The sequence below is a fragment of the Gordonia alkaliphila genome (assembly GCF_039542465.1).
Lineage (GTDB): Bacteria > Actinomycetota > Actinomycetes > Mycobacteriales > Mycobacteriaceae > Gordonia > Gordonia alkaliphila.
Genome location: NZ_BAABIE010000001.1, coordinates 328,072 through 344,529 on the forward strand (window position 1 = coordinate 328,072; position 16,458 = coordinate 344,529).

17 protein-coding genes and 1 pseudogene are annotated in these 16,458 nt (G+C 68.7%); 11 read left to right on the forward strand and 7 right to left on the reverse strand.

Features of this window, described 5'->3' with window-relative positions:
- Positions 1 to 28: 28 nt before the first annotated feature.
- The 3 genes from purN to ABD989_RS01540 all read left to right on the forward strand — a co-directional run bounded on the left by purN (position 29) and on the right by ABD989_RS01540 (position 3,009).
- Positions 29 to 610 (forward strand): phosphoribosylglycinamide formyltransferase, encoded by a 582-nt coding sequence (gene purN / locus ABD989_RS01530; protein ID WP_345312213.1) that lies wholly within the window; start codon positions 29 to 31, stop codon positions 608 to 610.
- The gene (gene purH, locus ABD989_RS01535) at positions 607 to 2,172 is read left to right on the forward strand and encodes a bifunctional phosphoribosylaminoimidazolecarboxamide formyltransferase/IMP cyclohydrolase (RefSeq protein WP_246994202.1); all 1,566 of its coding nucleotides are present in this window, start codon (positions 607 to 609) and stop codon (positions 2,170 to 2,172) included. Before purN ends, purH begins: the two co-directional genes overlap by 4 nt.
- An 87-nt stretch (positions 2,173 to 2,259) precedes the next feature.
- Complete coding sequence (locus ABD989_RS01540; RefSeq protein WP_345312162.1) at positions 2,260 to 3,009, forward strand: sulfite exporter TauE/SafE family protein; 750 nt, start codon at positions 2,260 to 2,262, stop codon at positions 3,007 to 3,009.
- A gap of 12 nt (positions 3,010 to 3,021) precedes the next feature.
- On the opposite strand, the gene ABD989_RS01545 is transcribed toward ABD989_RS01540, so the two are convergent.
- The 4 genes and pseudogenes from ABD989_RS01545 to ABD989_RS01560 all read right to left on the reverse strand — a co-directional run bounded on the left by ABD989_RS01545 (position 3,022) and on the right by ABD989_RS01560 (position 6,708).
- Complete coding sequence (locus ABD989_RS01545; RefSeq protein WP_345312163.1) at positions 3,022 to 3,726, reverse strand: hypothetical protein; 705 nt, start codon at positions 3,724 to 3,726, stop codon at positions 3,022 to 3,024.
- Positions 3,723 to 4,673 (reverse strand): annotated as a pseudogene (locus tag ABD989_RS01550) (ATP-binding cassette domain-containing protein). Before ABD989_RS01550 ends, ABD989_RS01545 begins: the two are co-directional and overlap by 4 nt.
- Positions 4,674 to 4,676: 3 nt before the next feature.
- Positions 4,677 to 5,030, reverse strand: a complete 354-nt coding sequence (locus tag ABD989_RS01555; RefSeq protein WP_345312164.1) for a GntR family transcriptional regulator — start codon at positions 5,028 to 5,030, stop codon at positions 4,677 to 4,679.
- 301 nt (positions 5,031 to 5,331) lie between these two features.
- Entirely contained in the window at positions 5,332 to 6,708 is a 1,377-nt protein-coding gene (locus tag ABD989_RS01560; protein WP_345312165.1) for an HNH endonuclease signature motif containing protein, read from the reverse strand.
- Positions 6,709 to 6,939: 231 nt separating this feature from the next.
- Between ABD989_RS01560 and ABD989_RS01565 the strand changes: the two genes are divergently transcribed.
- The 3 genes from ABD989_RS01565 to ABD989_RS01575 all read left to right on the forward strand — a co-directional run bounded on the left by ABD989_RS01565 (position 6,940) and on the right by ABD989_RS01575 (position 8,308).
- On the forward strand, positions 6,940 to 7,335 hold the full coding sequence (locus ABD989_RS01565) for a YchJ family protein (RefSeq protein ID WP_345312166.1): 396 nt from the start codon (positions 6,940 to 6,942) through the stop codon (positions 7,333 to 7,335).
- Between the two features lie 104 nt (positions 7,336 to 7,439).
- Complete coding sequence (locus ABD989_RS01570; protein WP_345312167.1) at positions 7,440 to 7,811, forward strand: ArsR/SmtB family transcription factor; 372 nt, start codon at positions 7,440 to 7,442, stop codon at positions 7,809 to 7,811.
- On the forward strand, positions 7,808 to 8,308 hold the full coding sequence (locus tag ABD989_RS01575; RefSeq protein WP_246994225.1) for an SRPBCC domain-containing protein: 501 nt from the start codon (positions 7,808 to 7,810) through the stop codon (positions 8,306 to 8,308). The genes ABD989_RS01570 and ABD989_RS01575 overlap by 4 nt, the downstream gene beginning before the upstream one ends.
- On the opposite strand, the gene ABD989_RS01580 is transcribed toward ABD989_RS01575, so the two are convergent.
- Entirely contained in the window at positions 8,305 to 8,883 is a 579-nt protein-coding gene (locus ABD989_RS01580; RefSeq protein ID WP_345312168.1) for a TIGR03086 family metal-binding protein, read from the reverse strand. The genes ABD989_RS01575 and ABD989_RS01580 overlap by 4 nt on opposite strands.
- 88 nt (positions 8,884 to 8,971) lie before the next feature.
- On the opposite strand from ABD989_RS01580, the gene ABD989_RS01585 reads away from it, so the two are divergent.
- Genes ABD989_RS01585 through ABD989_RS01595 form a run of 3 tightly spaced genes read left to right on the forward strand, consistent with a single transcriptional unit; the run spans position 8,972 to position 13,121 of the window.
- Positions 8,972 to 10,420, forward strand: coding sequence for a sigma 54-interacting transcriptional regulator (locus tag ABD989_RS01585; protein ID WP_246994234.1), 1,449 nt, complete (start codon positions 8,972 to 8,974; stop codon positions 10,418 to 10,420).
- Positions 10,421 to 10,422: 2 nt separating this feature from the next.
- The gene (locus tag ABD989_RS01590) at positions 10,423 to 12,408 is read left to right on the forward strand and encodes a VWA domain-containing protein (protein WP_345312169.1); all 1,986 of its coding nucleotides are present in this window, start codon (positions 10,423 to 10,425) and stop codon (positions 12,406 to 12,408) included.
- A 47-nt stretch (positions 12,409 to 12,455) separates the two neighbouring features.
- Positions 12,456 to 13,121, forward strand: coding sequence for a DUF1707 SHOCT-like domain-containing protein (locus ABD989_RS01595; RefSeq protein ID WP_345312170.1), 666 nt, complete (start codon positions 12,456 to 12,458; stop codon positions 13,119 to 13,121).
- A 73-nt stretch (positions 13,122 to 13,194) separates the two neighbouring features.
- On the opposite strand, the gene ABD989_RS01600 is transcribed toward ABD989_RS01595, so the two are convergent.
- Positions 13,195 to 14,127: an AEC family transporter gene (locus ABD989_RS01600; protein WP_345312171.1), complete on the reverse strand. Its 933-nt coding sequence runs from the start codon at positions 14,125 to 14,127 to the stop codon at positions 13,195 to 13,197.
- Between the two features lie 186 nt (positions 14,128 to 14,313).
- Here ABD989_RS01600 and rpmF point away from each other — a divergent pair, with 186 nt between their 5' ends.
- Complete coding sequence (gene rpmF, locus ABD989_RS01605) at positions 14,314 to 14,487, forward strand: 50S ribosomal protein L32 (protein ID WP_246994241.1); 174 nt, start codon at positions 14,314 to 14,316, stop codon at positions 14,485 to 14,487.
- 81 nt (positions 14,488 to 14,568) lie between these two features.
- On the opposite strand, the gene ABD989_RS01610 is transcribed toward rpmF, so the two are convergent.
- Positions 14,569 to 15,339: an SDR family oxidoreductase gene (locus tag ABD989_RS01610; RefSeq protein WP_345312172.1), complete on the reverse strand. Its 771-nt coding sequence runs from the start codon at positions 15,337 to 15,339 to the stop codon at positions 14,569 to 14,571.
- Positions 15,340 to 15,504: 165 nt separating this feature from the next.
- Here ABD989_RS01610 and ABD989_RS01615 point away from each other — a divergent pair, with 165 nt between their 5' ends.
- Positions 15,505 to 16,452: an AurF N-oxygenase family protein gene (locus tag ABD989_RS01615; RefSeq protein WP_246994246.1), complete on the forward strand. Its 948-nt coding sequence runs from the start codon at positions 15,505 to 15,507 to the stop codon at positions 16,450 to 16,452.
- The last annotated feature ends 6 nt before the right edge of the window (positions 16,453 to 16,458 follow it).

Genomic DNA, 16,458 nt, shown 5'->3' on the forward strand with positions numbered 1-16,458 from the left:
GTCGGACTCGCGCGTGCCCATCGTGGCGATGGCTTCGGGTACCGGTTCGCTGCTGGCCGCGCTGATCGAGCGCGCTGCGGCGCCGTCGTCGTCCTTCCGGGTGGCGGCCGTGGTGATCGATCGCGACTGCGCGGCCCGCGAGATCGGCGAGGCCGCCGGCCTCCCCGTGGTGGTCTGTCGTCTCGGCGACCATCCCGATCGCGACGCCTGGGACCGGCAGCTGTTGGCCGAGGTCGACCGCTTCGCACCGGACTGGGTGGTGACGGCCGGCTTCATGAAGATCCTCGGGCCCGCCTTCCTTGGCCGCTTCGCCGGTCGCGTGGTGAACTCCCACCCGGCGCTGCTGCCGGCCTTTCCCGGCGCGCACGGGGTGGCCGACGCGCTGGCCTACGGGGTCAAGGTCACCGGCACCACGGTGCACCTGGTGGACGGCGGCGTGGACACCGGCCCCATCCTGGCGCAGGCCACGGTCCCGGTGCTGCCCGACGACACCGTCGACACCCTGCACGAACGCATCAAGATCTCAGAACGTGAACTCCTCCCGGACGTGGTGGAGGCCGTGGTGACCCGAGGTGTGGTCACCGATGGACGAAAGGCACAAATCTCGTGAACGCATCCGCAGGCACTCGGCCGATCCGACGGGCGCTGGTCAGCGTCTATGACAAGACCGGCCTCGCCGAGCTGGCGACCGCGCTGCACGCGGCGGGCGTGGAGATCGTCTCCACCGGCTCCACCGCGAAGACCATCGCCGCCGCCGGTGTGCCGGTGACCGAGGTCAGCGAGCTGACCGGCTTCCCGGAGTGCCTGGAGGGCCGGGTCAAGACCCTGCATCCGCGCGTGCACGCGGGCGTGCTGGCCGACACCCGCAAGGACGACCACCTCGCGCAGCTGGCCGACCTGGACATCAAGCCGTTCGAGCTGGTGTGCGTCAACCTGTACCCGTTCACCGAGACGGTGGCCTCCGGCGCGACGCCTGACGAGTGCGTCGAGCAGATCGACATCGGCGGACCGTCGATGGTTCGTGCCGCCGCCAAGAACCACCCGTCGGTGGCCGTGGTGGTGGACCCGAGCGACTACGCGCAGGTCGCCGCGGCTGTCACCGCCGGCGGCTTCGACCTCGCGCAGCGGCAGGCGCTGGCCGCCAAGGCCTTCCGCCACACCGCCGACTACGACGTGGCCGTCGCCTCTTGGATGAGCAGCGTGGTGGCCCCCGACGCCGAGTCGTCGTTCCCGGTGTGGACCGGCGCCACCTGGGATCGCAGTGCGGTGTTGCGCTACGGCGAGAACCCGCACCAGAGCGCGGCGCTGTACACCAACCACGGTGGCCCGGCGGGTCTGGCGCAGGCCGAGCAGTTGCACGGCAAGGAGATGTCGTTCAACAACTACACCGACGGTGACGCCGCCTGGCGCGCCGCCTTCGACCACACCGAGCCGGCCGTCGCGATCATCAAGCACGCCAACCCGTGCGGTATCGCGATCGGCGCCGACATCGCCGAGGCACACCGCAAGGCGCACGAGTGCGACCCGGTCAGCGCCTTCGGCGGCGTGATCGCCGCCAACCGCGAGGTCTCGGTGCAGATGGCCGAGCAGGTGGCGGAGATCTTCACCGAGGTCATCATCGCCCCGGGTTACGCCGACGGTGCCGTGGAGGTGCTCTCGCGCAAGAAGAACGTCCGTATCCTGGTGGCCCAGCCGCCCACCGAGTCAGGCATCGAGCTGCGCCCGATCTCCGGCGGCGCACTGCTGCAGGCCCGCGACGTGCTCGACGCCGAGGGCGACGACCCGGCCAACTGGACCCTTGCGGTGGGCGAGCCCGCCGACGCGCAGACCCTCGCCGACCTGGCCTTCGCCTGGCGCGCGGGGCGCGCGGTGAAGTCGAACGCGATCCTGCTGGCACACGACGGCGCCTCGGTGGGTGTCGGCATGGGCCAGGTGAACCGCGTCGATTCCGCGCACCTCGCGGTCAATCGCGCCGGTGATCGCGCCCGCGGTTCGGTGGCCTCCTCGGACGCCTTCTTCCCGTTCCCGGACGGACTGCAGGTCCTCATCGACGCCGGTGTGCGCGCCGTGGTGCAGCCCGGCGGTTCGGTCCGCGACAACGAGGTCATCGAGGCCGCGCAGGCCGCGGGCATCACCATGTACTTCACGGGTGCCCGGCACTTCGCGCACTGATCGGCAGTTCTATGTCCGCGAAGGTACCTGTGAGGGGCCTTCGAGGACACAAAAGTTCGGCTGCTCGCCGGTGAACACGGAAACAGCATGAGTCTTCTCGACATTCTGGTGCTGGTGCTCGCCGGCATCGCGGCCGGTGCCGTCGGCTACGCGACCGGACTGGCATCGATCATCAGCTACCCGGCGCTGCTGATGGCCGGGCTGTCGCCGATGACCGCGAACGTCACCAACACGGTGGCGCTGGTGGCGGTGGGCGTGGGGAGCTTCGCCAAGTCCGGTCGGGTGCTCCTGGCCGAGGACGGCGGGAAACCGCTGGCCCGCGCGTCGCTGATCGCCCTCGCCGGTGGTGCCGTCGGCGCCGGGGCGCTGATGTTGGCGCCGTCGTCCGTCTTCGAAGTGGTGGTCCCGTACCTGGTGGCGGTGGCCGCCATCGCGCTGCTGTTGCAGCCACGACTGCGTGCCCGCGTCGGCGAGCGTGCCGAGCATCCCGCCTGGTGGCTGGTCGGCGTGTTCGCGGTGTCCATTTACGGCGGTTACTTCGGTGCCGGCGCCGGGGTGATGTTCGTGGCCCTGGCGATGGTGCTGACCGGCCTGCCGCTCTGGCGGGCCACGCTGCTCAAGTCGGCGCTGCTCGGCATCGCCAACGCGGTGGCCGCGGTCGGCTTCATCATCTTCTCGGACGTGCACTGGGGTGGCGCGCTCGCGATGGGGGCCGGTTGTCTGATCGGCGGCTGGGTGGGACCGCCCATCGTCGAACGCCTCCCGGCCACACCGCTGCGGATCGCGATCGGCGTGGCCGGTTTGGGGCTTGCCCTGTGGCTGGGGTTCGGCGGCTGACGCGGCCCGTGGTCAGGGCGTGGCGCGCCGCAGCGTGAGGAAGCTCAGACCGGCCAGCACGGCGGCGACCGCTGCGCCGATCAACGCCACGGACAGGGCTTCGGACCCCGCCAACGTGCGGCCGACGGTCGACCACCCGTCGGCCAGCGTGATCCCGAGCGCGGCGAGGACCAGCGCGACGGCTACGCCGATGAGCAGCAGGACCACCCACAGCATGCCGAAGCGTTTGTAGACGGTCGCGCCGAGCACGCCGACGATGAACGCGAGCATGGCCGCGACGAAGTAGAACAGACCGGCCGCCCACGGTCCCTGATCCCAGATCCAGGGCAGGCGGAAGAAGTAGCCGCCCAGCCACCATCCGTCGGTGGCCTGCTCGATGACGCCGCCGATCAGGTAGATGGCGGCGAGACCCAGCGCGGAGGTGCCCGCGGTGAGCATGGTGCCGTCGAAGAACTCTCGCCGACTCACGCTCAATGCCTGGGAGAACGGAAACCCGAGGTTCAGTGCCTGCACGCCCACCACGGCGAAGTACCAGAGCGGCGCCTGCACACCGCCGCTGTACATGGCCTCGGTGATCGGCTGGCCGGCGGCAGCGGTGATGATCCCGTAGATCGCGAGGGTGATCGCCAGCGACGCGAACAGAATCAGGAGGGGCACCCAGACGAAGGTCTGGCGGTTGATCAGTTGCATACGGACCACGTTGGCGGTGCGGTTCATCGCTGCGCTCCTGTCGGGAGATCGGCGGGGGAGCCGGAGGCGGTCGTCGCGAGGTCGGCGGGGCCGGAACCCTGCGTCAGACGCACGATCAGGTCTTGGAGGGAGACGGGCACCGTGGACAGCCCGGCGCGGACCACAGCGTCTCGCTCGTCGCTGTCGAGTCCACCGAGCACGGTCACGGAGACGATGTGCCCGAGGCGTTCGCGGTGCAGCTCGTCGCGCCCGGCGAGGAATGCGTCGACTGCGGTTTCCGGGCCGACCACGGTGACGGCGCGGTTGCGCAGGTCGTCGGCGGCTTCGTCGATCACCACCTTTGCGTCGTCGAGGACCAGTACCTGCTCGATCAGGTCGGCGATCTCGTCGATGAGGTGGCTGGAGATGACGACGGTGCGCGGATGGTCGGCGTAATCGGCGAGCAGCCGGTCGTAGAAGATCTGCCGCGCGACGGCGTCCAGGCCGAGGTACGGCTCGTCGAAGAAGGTGATCTCGGCACGGGAGGCCAGGCCGATGATGATGCCGACCGCGGAGTGCTGGCCGCGGGAGAGCTTCTTGATACGGGTATTCACCGGCAGCCGGAAGTCCTCGATGAGCTGGGCGGCGAGGTCGTCGTTCCAGTTCGGAAAGAAGAGTTTGGCGGTGGCGAAGGCGTGCTTGGGTTTCGCGTCGTCGGGGTAGCGCTGGCCCTCCCGAACGAAGCACAGGCGTTACAGCACGCGCGGGTTCTCGTACGGCCGGCCGCCGAATATCTCCGCGCGACCGGAGGTCGCGAAGTTCTGCGCGGTGAGGATCGACATGAGGGTGGTCTTGCCTGCGCCGTTGCGGCCGAACAGACCGCAGATCACGTCGCGCGGGATGTCGAAGTCGATGGCGTCGAGCACGGTGGTGCGGCCGTACTTCTTGGTCAACTCGCGGACTCGGACGGCCGGGCCGGCGTCTGTGTCAGACATGCCTTAACTCCTTGCGTTGATGAGGTCGATGACGTCCTGGCGGCTCAGTCCGAGGCGGGTCGCCTCTGCCAGGAGCGGGTCGAGGAAGCGGTCGGCGAGCGCGGTGCTGCGTTCGGCACGCAGCACGTCCCGCGCGCCGGTCGCGACGAACATCCCGATTCCGCGTCGCTTGTACAGCACGCCCTTGTCCACCAGGAGGTTCACACCCTTGGCCGCGGTGGCCGGGTTGATCCGGTAGAAGCGCGCCAGGTCGTTGGTCGACGGCGCCTGGCCCTCCTCGGGCAGGTCGCCGTCGATGATCTGGTCGGCGATGCTGTCGGCGATCTGCAGGAACAGCGGCCGCCCGTCGTCGATCATGCCCGCGTCCTTCGGTTAGTTACTCGACTAACTAACCATGACACCTGGGGGCGATGCTGTCAACGGCAGGTCGTGGGCAGCGCCTATCGGCGGGCCCAGGGCCGGCGCCCTTCGCCGGTCCCTGAGCCCGTCGAAGGGCTCGCAGTATGGAATTCTCAAACAACACATCGCGCCGGGAAATCTCTCCCGACACTGCATTCAGATACGTTCTAGATCTCGCGTGATACGAGAGTTGTTGGCGGACAGCACTTTTGGTGCTGCTGGGACTTCGGATCGTGAAACAGGCGTCGCTGGTACGGACTCAGGCCGCGCCGGGCAACAACGTCAGAGTCCGGCGGGCATTCGACGGAATCGGTTCCCGGAAGCGCTGCGGGTGCTCGGGGTCGGCCGGTGGCACGAACCAGGGGTGGCGGTCGTGGCCGATGAACACCTCCCATCCGCTTTGGTGAATCAGCATGTGGTGACGACGGCACAGCAGCACACCGTTGTCGAGGCAGGTCTGCCCGCCGTGCTCCCAATGGTCCACGTGGTGGCCGTCGCACCAGGACGGCGGTAGCCCGCAGCCGGGGAACGCGCAGCCGCGATCACGGAGGACGAGTGCTTTGCGGATGGCTGGCGTGAACAGTCGCTTCTCGCGGCCGACGTTGAGTGGGGAGCCGTTGTCGTCGAGCAGTGCGATCGCGACCGACGCCTCGCACATGATCACTTCTGCGGTGCGTGCGGAGATCGGTCCGCCGAAGCCGAGCCACGGCACGGCGGTATCGGAACCGGCGAACGGGATCGAAATCGTCTGCCCCGCAACCGAATCGAGCACCTGCCCGTTCATCACCACCGCCGCCGGCACCGACAAGGTCACGTGCGGCAGAACGCCGCCCGATTCCGGCCGTTCAGAGTGTGCGAGGTAGGTCCGCACCACCTGGGTCATCGCGTCGGCTCGTCGCCGCTTAGCGGAGCGCTTGTCGTTCGATCCGTCCGGTTCGGGAACCGGTCGGGTCAGCGGATCCAGCGCGGCGAACAGTTCCTCTGCGGCCACGGTGTCCAGGTCGATCGTCACGGCGACGCGGCCGTCGTCGGTCCGGTCCATCGTCATCTCGTTGAGGTCGTCGCGCTCCGCAACGGGAACCTGTCCGTCGGGGGTCTCGACCGGGGCGAGTTTGATGGCCCACGCGCGGGCCTTCTCCTTCACGCGCGCCGGAGTCGTCTGCACTATCAGCGAATGCACCACGCGCGCGCGGTCCTCGTCGGAGAGGTCGACGACGCGGCCTTCGACGTGGCCGATGCCGGTGACGACCGCGTCGCCCTTCTCGGCGGACACCGCACCGTCGCGGATTCCACGGGTCACCGCCCGGAGGCCTTCGTCGGCGATCGCCCATCCGATGCGGACCGCTCGGTGCGCGACCGCGGGTGCTGCACCGAGTTCGGTGACGATCGCGGCCGCGGAGCGTACGTGCTTGCGGGCGGGCAAACCGCTGCGTTCGATCGCCGCACACACCGCTCCCACCGAATAGTCGACCACGTTCCGCAACCGCAGCAGGGCCGCCGCGACCGCGAGCAGTTCCCGGTCGTCGTCGACCGCGCGAACACGTGCGAGGAAGTGTGCGAGGTTGTCGTCACCGTCGTTGTCGGTGACGTCGTCGACCATGATGTCGGCGAGTTCGGTCAGATCTGCTGCGTCCACGAGTGGGCACCTCCGGGTAGGAGAACGAGTACAGCGGTGAACCGGTCGAGCTGCGTGACGGTCGGTCGCGGCAGCCACTCGATTCGGCAGACGGGCAGAGGTATCCGCATCGTCTAGCTCCAAGTTACGCCTCATATTGTGTTCGCACAACAGTTCGTCGAAACTTTTTTCGAAAGATTTTGGCGGGCCTTTCACCTGGGCGCATGTCGATCCTATGGGCGGGAACGTAGCGTGGCGGGCGTGAACGACTCGACGAGATGCCCGTGTGGCAGCGGGGAAGTGCTGGCGGCGTGCTGCGGGCGGTACTTGGCCGGCGAGGCTGTCGCGCCCACCGCGCGGGCGCTGATGTGCAGCCGCTTCACCGCCTTCGCGGTGGGGGATGAGGACTACCTGCTCGCCACCTGGCATCCGAGCACCCGCCCCGTCGGGGTGGGGCTGGATCCCGACCAGCGCTGGCTGCACCTGGCCGTCGAGGCGACGGCGGCGGGTGGTCCGTTCGACGACCGCGGCACGGTCGAGTTCACCGCCGTCTATCGCGACGCGAACGGTCGAGGCCGGCTGCACGAACTCAGTCGCTTCGTGCGTGAAGGCGGTCGCTGGTTCTACGTCGACGGCGACCACGACTGACCTCTTCCGGCCGTATTCAACAAAAGTGTTGACAATCCGGTTGTGGAGGCGTTCACTCGTATTCAACAAACGTGTTGAACATGGGCGATTGGGAGATGCCGGACATGAGTGATCAACTCTCCCGCGCGTTCGCCGCGCTCGCCGATCCGACCCGCCGCGACATCGTCGCGCGCCTCACCGACGGTGAAGCCACCGTCAGCGACCTGGCGGCGCCGTACGACATCAGTCTGCAAGCGGTGTCTCGGCACCTGAAGGTGCTCGAGGAGGCAGGCCTGGTCAGTCGCAGCCGTGACGCCCAACGACGACCGGTGCGCCTCGAAGCCGAAGTCTTCGACATGATGACCGGCTGGATCGAGCGCTACCGCCGTCGCGCGGAGGAGCGCTACCAGCGCCTGGACGCCGTCCTCGCGCAGGAGTTCGGCCACGAGGAATCGGAACAGCCGGAGCCCGACGAACAGACAGGAAAAGTGTCATGACTGCTACACGTATCGAGAAGGCCACCATCGAGGCCGACCCGAATCTGCCGCTCATCCGCATCACGCGCGACTTCCGCGCGACGCCCGCGCAGCTGCACCGGGCGCACACCGACCCCGAACTCTTCGCGCGCTGGGTGGGGCCGGACGGCCTCGACACCCTGGTGCAGGCCTGGGACGCGCGCGACGGCGGGGAGTGGCGGTACGTCGCTCGCCCGAGCGGTGCGCCGGAGGGCGGCGAGGAGTACGGCTTCCGCGGCTGCTTCCACACCGTGCGCGAGGGCCTGATCGTGCAGACCTTCACCTTCGAAGGCATGCCCGACGACGTCTCCCTGGAAACCCTGCGCTTCGAGGACCTCGGCGACGGGTGGACCCGACTGCATGCGCAGTCGCTGGTCGACTCGCTCGAGGGTCGCGATGCCTGGCTGAAGTCGGGCATGGAAGTCGGCGTGGACCAGGGCTACGCCAAACTGCAGACCCTGGTCGACGGCTTGGGCTAGAACGACGGGTCGCGCCCAGTGAACGACAGCAACCGGTCCGTGGCCGAAGCGTCCGCGGGCGCTTCGAGCGCCGGTCCGAAGACTCCGGGCTGCCGGCTCACCTCATCGGGGATGTGCGTGAACATCTGCTCGGTGAACGCGATGGCCTCCGCGGGGAGTTCCACCTTCTGCCCGGTGGCGGCCGCGAGATCCCAGCCGTGCAGGAACAGATCCACCCCAGGGAACGACAGCCCGTCGCGCACCGACCGCGGACCGGCCGGCGACTCGACCACTCGATCGAGGTCCTCGACGGTCGCCAGGGCGGTGCGCGCTGCGGCGGCCAGGTCGCGCCACCAGGAGGCGGGATCGTCGGGCACCACACTGCCGGGCGGATCGACGGCCTCGTAGGCCATCGGCTTGCCGGACAGGATCGCGATGCCCATCTCGGTCCCTGCGCCGACGTGGCCGAGAACGTCCTTCCCTGTCCATCCCGCGCACGGGGAGGCGCGGTTCCAACTGTCGACGGGTACCGCGTCGACCACTTCGGAGAAGAAGTCGAGGCCGTGGGTGTACAGGTCCAATGCGTCCCATGCCATGCCGCGATGCTACGCCCGGAAGGGTCGACGATGCAGGCCCTCTGCTGACCCGAACCCCGTCGTGGCGCGGACGGGTAGCGTGGGCGGCGTGCCCTCGGAGACTGTGATCGATACCGCTGCCAATCCCGCTCCCACCGCCGCGACGCTCGGCGAACTGCGCGCCAGTGACCATCGCCGGCGCGACGTCCGGGACGAGATCCGCCACAACCTGCTGACCGCGCTGCGCGCGGGCGACGACCCGTGGGAGGGCATCGTCGGCTTCGAGGCGACGGTCATCCCGCAGCTCGAGCGGGCGCTGATCGCCGGGCACGACGTGGTGATGCTGGGCGAGCGCGGCCAGGGCAAGACCCGCCTGCTGCGCACCCTGGTGAACCTGCTCGACGAGTGGACCCCGGTGATCGCCGGTTCCGAGCTCGACGAGCACCCGTACGATCCGATCCTGCCCGAATCGCGCCGTCGTGCAACGGAATCAGGCGACGACCTGCCGATCGAATGGCGGCACCGCAGCGAGCGCTACAGCGAGAAGCTGGCGACGCCGGACACCTCGGTCGCCGACCTCGTGGGCGACATCGACCCCATGAAGGTGGCGCAGGGCCGCAGCCTGGGCGACCCGGAGACCATCCACTTCGGGCTCATCCCGCGCGCGCACCGCGGCCTCATCGTGATCAACGAGCTGCCCGACCTCGCCGAGCGCATCCAGGTCTCCATGCTGAACGTGATGGAGGAGCGCGACATCCAGGTCCGCGGCTACAACCTGCGGCTGCCGCTCGACGTGCTCGTCATGGCCAGCGCCAACCCGGAGGACTACACCAACCGCGGCCGCATCATCACGCCGCTCAAGGACCGCTTCGGCGCCGAGATCCGCACCCACTATCCGCTGGAGCTCGACGACGAGGTGGACGTGATCGAGCAGGAAGCCGATCTGGTGGCCACGGTGCCGTCGTTCCTGATCGGCATCCTGGCGCGCTTCACGCGCTACCTGCGCGAGCATCCGTCGATCGATCAGCGGTCCGGCGTCTCGGCGCGCTTCTCGATCGCCGGCGCCGAGACCGTCGCCGCGGCCGCCCTGCACCGTGCGACCGTGGTCGGCGAAGAACTCGCGGTGGCCCGCCCGGTGGATCTCGAATCCGTGGTGGAGGTGCTGCGCGGCAAGGTGGAGTTCGAGTCCGGCGAAGAGGGCCGTGAGCTCGAGATCCTCGACTACCTGCTGCGCAAGGCCACCGCCGACGCGGTCCGCGCCGACCTGGGCGGCCTCGACCTGCGCCCGCTGGTGGACCGCTTGGAGAGCGGCGACGCCGTGCTGACCGGCGACCGCGTGCCGGCCGCCGAGGTCATCGCCGCGTTGGGCGAGGACCCGGAGGTCGTCGAGGTGCTCGATCAGCTCGTCGAACGTCTCGAGCTCGAGGAGGCCGAGCGGGCCAGCGGCGTCGAGTTCGCGCTGGAAGGGCTGTACCTGGCCCGTCGCATCGGCAAGGAACCCGACGAGCGCGGTCGCACCGTGTACCGCGTGGAGTCGGTCGACACCGAAATCGACTGATCATGACCACCAACCGGCACCATCGCTCCCGCTACCAGCGGTACACCGGCGGCCCCGATCCGCTGGCGCCGCCGGTGGATCTGCGGGAGGCACTCGCGGCCATCGGCGACGACGTGATGGGTGGAACCTCGCCGGACCGCGCGCTGCGCGAGTTCCTGCGCCGCGGCGGCTCGACGACGCGCGGCCTCGATCGACTCGCCGAGATGGCGAACCGCCGCCGCCGGGAGCTGCTGAAATCGCGGAACCTGGACGGGACCTTCGAAGAGATCCGCAAGCTGCTCGACGACGCGGTCCTGGCCGAACGCAAGCAGCTCGCCCGGGACCTGGACGACGACGCCCGCCTGGCCGAGATGCAGATCGGCAGCCTGCCGGCCTCCACCGCCCAGGCCGTCCGGGAGCTGCAGGACTATCAGTGGCGCAGCCAGGAGGCGCGGGAGAAGTACCAGCAGATCTCCGACCTGCTCGGCCGGGAAGCGCTCGACCAGCGCTTCGCGGGCATGAAGCAGGCCCTGGAGGGGGCTAGCGACGAAGACCGGCAACAGATCTCGGAGATGCTCGCCGACCTCAACGAGCTGCTCGACGCGCACAATCGCGGCGAGGACACCACCGAGGCCTTCGAACAGTTCATGGACAAACACGGTGAGTTCTTCCCGGAGAATCCGCAGAACACCGAGGAGCTGATCGACGACCTGGCGCGCAGATCCGCTGCGGCGCAACAGTTCTTCAACTCCCTCAGTCCGGAGCAGCAGGCCGAGTTGGCCGCGCTCTCGCAGCAGGCCTTCGGCTCGCCGGCCCTGATGAACCAGCTGTCGCAGATGGACTCCGCCCTGCGTGAAGCGCGTCCGGACCTGAATTGGGATGGGTCGCAGGAGTTCTCGGGTGATCAGTCGATGGGCATGGGCGAGGGCGCCGCCGCGTTGCGCGACATCGGCGAACTGGAGGAGTTGGCCGAACAGCTGTCCCAGGCCTACGCGGGCGCGCAGATGGAAGACCTCGACCTGGACGCCCTCGCGCGGCAGCTCGGCGACGAGGCCGCCGCCGACGCGCGCACCCTCGCCGAGTTGGATCGGGCGCTGCGGGAGCAGGGCTTCTTCCAACGCGATCCGGACGGCCGGCTGGGTCTGTCGCCGAAGGCGATGCGGCAGCTGGGCGAGTCGATCCTGAAAGACATTGCGGCGCAACTGTCGTCGCGCTCGGGGGAGCGTCGCGCGGACACCGCGGGCCGCCTCGGCGAACTGACCGGCGCCACCCGCGAGTGGGCGTACGGGGACACCGAACCCTGGGATGTGACGCGCACACTTTCGAACGCGGTGCTGCGCACGGTGTCGTCGGCACCGAACGGTGCCGACGCCTTGGCCGCCATGGCTTCCGGTGGCGTGCGGATCGAGATGGGCGACGTGGAGGTGACCGACACCGAGGCGCGGCCGCAGTCGGCCGTCGTGCTGCTCGTCGACACGTCGTTCTCGATGGTGATGGAGGGCCGCTGGACGCCGATGAAGCGCACGGCGCTCGCGCTCAATCACTTGATCTCCACGCGTTTCCGATCCGACGAACTCCACCTGATCGAGTTCGGGCGCTATGCGCGGGACACCTCGGTGGGCGAGCTGACCGGCCTGGAACCGCGCATGGAGCAGGGCACCAACCTGCACCACGCCCTGATGCTGGCCCAGCGGCATCTGCGTCGCTTCCCGAACGCGCAGCCGGTGGTGCTGGTGGTGACCGACGGTGAACCCACCGCGCACCTGGAGCCGGACGGCCAGCCGTTCTTCTTCTATCCGCCGCATCCGCAGACCATCGGTCTCACCGTCCGCGAACTCGACCACATCTCGCGGATGGGCGCCCAGATCACCTTCTTCAAGCTGGGCGACGACCCCGGCCTGGCTCGCTTCATCGACCAGATCGCCCGTCGCATCGGCGGCCGCGTGGTGAGTCCGGACCTCGACGGTCTGGGCGCCGCGGTGGTCGGCGACTACCTTCGCTCCCGCTGATCCGCGGCGCCGCCCGGTCGCACGCCGCACCCATTAGGGTGGAGCCTGTGACCCAGGAACCGCATGGCGCCAAGTACTTTCCGGTCCCGCTCGGCAACGACGTGCGAGGACGGACGCGGGCCAGCACGGCCGATCGCGAAGAGGCCAACGCCATCCTCGCCGCGGCGATGAGCGTGGGTGCGCTGTCGCCGGAGGAGTTCACCGAGCGCGCGGGTACCGCGTTGGCGGCCGTGACCCTGGCCGAACTTGACGCACTCTGTGCGGATCTGCCGATGGATCGCCTGGGCGGCGCAGTGGTCAGCGGCCGGCTGGACGAGACGTCGGTGAGCACCTCGGGCGCGGCCCCGGTGACGCGCGTGTCGGGCATCCTGTCCGGCGGCTCGATCGGCGGCGGCGCCGTGGTCGCCGGACACCTGACGGCCTTCTCGCTGATGGGCGGCGTCGAGATCGATCTGCGCGACGTGGAGTTCACCGCGCCGGTGCTGACCATCGCGTGCCGCGCGATCATGGGCGGCATCCGCATTGTGGTGCCCGAAGACGTGACCGTCGAAGTCCACGGCACCGGCATCATGGGCGGCTTCTCCGGCCGCGGTGCCGGCGCCGGCCGACCGGGCGCGCCGCGCGTGATCGTCACCGGCTTCGCCCTGATGGGCGGTGTAGACACCGAACGCGCGCCCCGCGGCCAGAACCTGGGTCCGCGTCGTCCCAACTGATCCGCCCGCACTTTCCTCGGCGTTGCCGTCTGCTGCAGTCAGTATGTGACTGCAGCAGACGGCAACGCTCGTTCTAGGCCAAGACCGCCGCCAGGAGGGCGATGATCGGGATCGAGAGCAGGGTGGTCACCAGCGCGCTGTCGCGGGCGAGGATCTCGCCGCGGCCGTACCGCGTGGCGTAGACCAAGACGTTCTGCGCGGTCGGGAGCGCCGCGATCACCACCTGCGCGAACAGTGCCGGTCCGGTCATGCCGAATCCCCAACGCGCCAGCACGTAGGCCAGAGCCGGCATCACGGCCATCTTCCCGGCGGCGGCCAACGCGGTGTCCCGGCGCGGACTCGCGCCCTTGGCGAACACCTGCACCCCGGTCAACGACAGCCCGAAGGCGAGCAGCGCCAGCGGCACCGACGCCTGGCCGAGCATGTCCAGCGGCGAGAACACCGGCTCGGGCAGGCGGATACCGGCCAACGACAGTGCGAGACCGATCAGCCCGCCGATCACGATCGGATTGCTCACCGGCGTGGCCACCGTGCGCCACAGCGAGCGCCGGTGCGCGGCGTCGAGCGCCGTGAGATCCAGCGTCACCAGGGCGATGGGGGAGTACAGCATGATCTGGAACAGCAGCAGCGGAGCGATGAACGAGGCATCGTCGAGCACGAAGATGGCGATCGGCAGACCCAGATTCACGCTGTTGACGTACGACGACGACAGCGCGCCGATCACCGCGTCGGGGATCGCGCGGCGCCACACCAGGCGCACCACGGCGAAGTAGAGTGCGCCGGTGGCGACGGCGGTGATCGCGGCGACGGCCAGCGTGGAGGAGAACACCACCGACAGGTCGTTGCTCGACAGCGAGGTGATCATCAGGGCCGGCGTGCAGACGAAGAAGACCATGCGGGCCAGCACGGTGACGGCCTGGTCGCCGAGCACACGCGTGCGCCCGAGGACGTAGCCGATGCCCACCACGATGAAGATGACGGTGAATCCGGAGGCGACGCCTGACACCCCGGTGATGGTAGTGCCCCGACGCCGTTTTGCAGGACCCGGCGCTGACCGGTTAGTCTGTTCAAGTTGCGCGTCGCGTGAAATAGCGGGGCGTGCCTAGCGAGCAATGGTCGCGAGTCGGCCGGATCGGTCTCACCGAACCCCACTCGCGCACGAAAGTAAGCACGTAAGAGAAGGGCTGGAACCATGGCAGTACCGAAGCGCCGGATGTCGCGGGCTAACACCCGCAGTCGTCGTTCGCAGTGGAAGGCGGACAACGCTCCCCTGCAGGAGGAGAAGGTCAACGGTGTGACCCACCGGATCCCGCGTCGCCTGGTCAAGGCTGCGCAGCTGGGCCTGGTCGACCTCGACCGCCGCTGAGCGAACTCAAGCACAAAGAACCGCTACCGACCTCCGGGTCGGTAGCGGTTCTTTTCGTTTCCGGCGTGTGCCGGGTGGTCGCTACTGGGCGAGGGCCTTGTTGACCAGGCGGTTCACGCTGTTCGGAATGAACTTGGCGGCGTTGCTCAGCACGGTGGTCTGCGCGCCCACCGAGTAGCTGGTGCGCCGGGTCAGCCGGTCCACGGCGTTCGGGTGCACCGACTCCCAGACCTTCTCGGCCACGTCGTCGGCGGTCAGCCGGACGCCGAGGGTCTTGGTGGTCTTCGCGTCGGTCTGGGCGAGGGCGGTCTTGGCCCACAGCGGCCAGATCGACACCACGCGGATGTCGTCGTTCTGCCACTCCAGCTCCAGTGCCTCGGTGAGGCCGGCGACGAAGAACTTGGTGGCGCTGTAGACCGCGATTCCGGGCTGGCCGTAGATGGCCGACGCCGAGGCGATGTTCACCAGGTGCGAACCCGGGGTGGCGGCCAGGTAGCGGTGGGCGGCCTGCGCGCCGAGTGCGACGCCCAGCGCGTCGATGTCGATCTGCGCCTTGACCGCGGCCGGTGTCAGCTCGGCCAGGTCGCCGGAGACCAGCACGCCGGCGTTGTTGTCGAGCACGTCGAGTTGCCCGCCGGTGTGCGCGGTGAAGTCCGCCAGGGCGGCGTCCCACTGGTCGGCGTCGCGGACGTCGAGGGTGCCGGTGACGAAGTCGGGGTGCTGCTCGCGCACCGCGGCCAGGGCCTCCTCGCTCACGTCGTAGACGCCCACGGTCCAGCCCTCGCGGGCGAAGCGTTTGGCCGTCGCCAGGCCGATACCCGCTGCTCCGCCGGAAATGAAGATCGATCCCATGGTGTCCTCCGCTCGTCCCGCGGCGGACGCGGTCGCGTCCACCCAACCTTACTGCCGAGTAGGTTTCCAGACCCTTTCTACGTGCGCAAGCAGGTGCTACGGTGACAATAAGCGTTGTAACGGTTAGCTGTGTCACAGCCCGAGTGCGACAAGGAGTGGAACACCATGACTGCTGCCATCGAGCGGGATCCGGCCCTGGGAACAGGGGTGGGCGAGACCGCGGTGAGCCGTCCCGATCAGGGGCCCGACGAGGTCGCCGAACGACTCCTCGCGTCGGCCGCCCGGCTGTCCCGCAACGCGATGACCGAGATCGACTGGTCGTTGCCGATGGAGCCGGACAAGTACGGCTGCAGCCCGGAGTGGTCGTCGCTCTACGGCACCGACTACTGGGACGAGCTCACGACCGAGCAGCGCATCGCGCTCACCCGCCACGAGTTCGCGTCGATCATGTGCATCGGGATCTGGTTCGAGATGATCCTGCAGCAGATGGTGATCACCGACCAGTACCTCGGCGAGTACCACAGCCCCGAGTTCCAGTTCGCCCTGATCGAAGTGGCCGACGAATGCCGGCACTCGCTGATGTTCGCGAAGGCCTCGGAGAAGATGGTCGGTCGCTCGTATCACCCGCACCCGAAGATCGGCCGCCTCGGCAAGCTCTTCAAACTGATCGCCAAGGACGAAGTGGCCTACGCCGGGATCCTCGTCGCCGAGGAAGTGCTCGACGTGTTCCAGCGCGGCTGCATGCGCGACGACCGGGTGCTGCCGTTCATCCGGACCATCAACGAGATCCACGTGCTCGAAGAGTCGCGGCACATGAAGTTCGCGCGCGAGGAGGTCCGCGCATCCATGCAGGGCATCAGTGCCAAGCGGCGGCACGCCAGCGCGCTGTCGGTGGCGCTGGGCGCCTCGCTCATCGTCGAGAGCCTGATCCAGCCGCAGGCCTACGCCGACGCGGGGCTCGACGTCGCCCGTGCCCGTCGGGAAGCGGCAGGCAACGCGCACTTCCACTCGATGATCCGCAGCAGTTGCACGCACCTGATGGAGTTCCTCGACGAGGTCGGACTGCTCACCAAGCCGGCCCTGCGGTTCTACCGCAAGGCCCACATGATCTGAGAGGCC

Excerpts from the sequence above, each read along its gene's own strand:
- ABD989_RS01590 (WP_345312169.1), top strand. The coding sequence starts at position 10,423 with ATGACCACCAACCGGCACCATCGCTCCCGCTACCAGCGGTACACCGGC.
- purN (WP_345312213.1), top strand. The coding sequence starts at position 29 with ATGGCTTCGGGTACCGGTTCGCTGCTGGCCGCGCTGATCGAGCGCGCT.
- ABD989_RS01570 (WP_345312167.1), top strand. The coding sequence starts at position 7,440 with ATGAGTGATCAACTCTCCCGCGCGTTCGCCGCGCTCGCCGATCCGACC.
- ABD989_RS01580 (WP_345312168.1), bottom strand. The coding sequence starts at position 8,883 with ATGGCATGGGACGCATTGGACCTGTACACCCACGGCCTCGACTTCTTC.
- ABD989_RS01610 (WP_345312172.1), bottom strand. The coding sequence starts at position 15,339 with ATGGGATCGATCTTCATTTCCGGCGGAGCAGCGGGTATCGGCCTGGCG.
- rpmF (WP_246994241.1), top strand. The coding sequence starts at position 14,314 with ATGGCAGTACCGAAGCGCCGGATGTCGCGGGCTAACACCCGCAGTCGT.
- ABD989_RS01615 (WP_246994246.1), top strand. The coding sequence starts at position 15,505 with ATGACTGCTGCCATCGAGCGGGATCCGGCCCTGGGAACAGGGGTGGGC.
- ABD989_RS01540 (WP_345312162.1), top strand. The coding sequence starts at position 2,260 with ATGAGTCTTCTCGACATTCTGGTGCTGGTGCTCGCCGGCATCGCGGCC.
- ABD989_RS01545 (WP_345312163.1), bottom strand. The coding sequence starts at position 3,726 with ATGAACCGCACCGCCAACGTGGTCCGTATGCAACTGATCAACCGCCAG.
- ABD989_RS01575 (WP_246994225.1), top strand. The coding sequence starts at position 7,808 with ATGACTGCTACACGTATCGAGAAGGCCACCATCGAGGCCGACCCGAAT.
- ABD989_RS01555 (WP_345312164.1), bottom strand. The coding sequence starts at position 5,030 with ATGATCGACGACGGGCGGCCGCTGTTCCTGCAGATCGCCGACAGCATC.